Source organism: Massilia sp. TSP1-1-2 (assembly GCF_049896185.1).
GTDB lineage: Bacteria > Pseudomonadota > Gammaproteobacteria > Burkholderiales > Burkholderiaceae_D > Telluria_A.
Genome location: NZ_JAFCTU010000102.1, coordinates 1 through 1,255, shown reverse-complemented (window position 1 = coordinate 1,255; position 1,255 = coordinate 1). Strand labels below are relative to the sequence as shown.

The following is a 1,255-nucleotide window of genomic DNA, read 5'->3' as shown; positions in this document are numbered from 1 at the left end:
TGTGTTTCCAGATAACTCACATTTTATCAATCACTTACGGCATTCTTGCCCTTTTTTATGCAAAATTCAGGCTAGGTAGCTTGGGCATAGATATCCTCTTGAAAGTTGACGGGTGCGGTCAGGCCGCTTGCCTGATCTTAAGCCCGCCGCCTTGCTCGTGCTTTTGTTTACAACATTTTGCGCGCGACCATATTTATCAACCGTAACTGCGCCGGCAGGCAAATGGTGCGCAGGTCGTAATTGTCGACAATCGTCTGCCGGGCGTTCGCCCTGACAGACTCATACTTCTTTGGATGGGTCAGCACATCGACGACGCGCTGCGCAATCTCGTCTGGCGAAAACAACTCCACCAGCAAGCCGTTCTCGCCATCGCGCAAGACTTCTTCCACCGGTTTGGTGCGCGAACCGACGACCACGCAAGCGGCAGACATTGCTTCGAGCATCGACCAGGACAGCACGAACGGATAGGTCAGGTACACGTGCACGCTTGAAATCTGCAAGATCTTGACGAACGAGGAATAGGGTACTTTGCCCAAAAAATGTACGCGCGTTAAGTCCAGTGCAGAACCAAGTTCGGCCAGCATTTGGGTGCGGAAGCTCTCGTTATTGGCGGCGGGGGGGCCGTAACTGGTCTCGTCGCCGCCCACCACCAGCACGCGCGCATTGGGCCGCTGCGCCAACACGGCCGGCAAACTGCGCATGAAACTTGGAAAGCCGCGATACGGTTCGAGATTGCGCGCGACATAGGTTACTACCTCGTCATCGACCGTCAGTTCAATATCGGTGCCGGGAACTGGGTAACGCGCGCTGGGGTCCGGCGCCACGATCTGCGTGTCGATTCCCTCATGCACGATGTGCAGCTTTGACTGGTATTCCTGCGGATACAGCGATTTTTGCCATTTGGTCGGGCATTGGCCAAAGTCCACCGCGTCCAGCGCCAGCAAATTGCCAATGTTTTTGGTGCGGATGCGGGGACCGACATCGAAGATCAGCGGTGGGCCTGGTTCAAAGTCGACGTCGGCGCCATGTCGACGATAAAAGAACTCGAAGTAGCCAATCAGCGGCGTATCCGGAAACACGTCTTTCAAGTACCACGGCTCGCCCCAACCATTGTGAGCGAGCATGACATCGGGCACGAAGCCCGTTTCCGCTAACTCCAGTGCCACGCGCGCGACGTTCTGCGCAGCGAGCACGCCCGCCTCGGTTTCGCTCAAGTAATGATGCACGCCGGGTGTCGGTGGGCGCTGCGGCTTGT

At 56.7% G+C, this 1,255-nt stretch carries 1 protein-coding gene; it reads right to left on the bottom strand.

All coding sequences use genetic code 11. The annotated features are described in order from the left end of the window. Positions 1-167: 167 nt before the first annotated feature. On the bottom strand, positions 168-1,255 hold a 1,088-nt coding region (locus ACP7BV_RS27030), incomplete at its 5' end, for a glycosyltransferase (protein ID WP_426107984.1).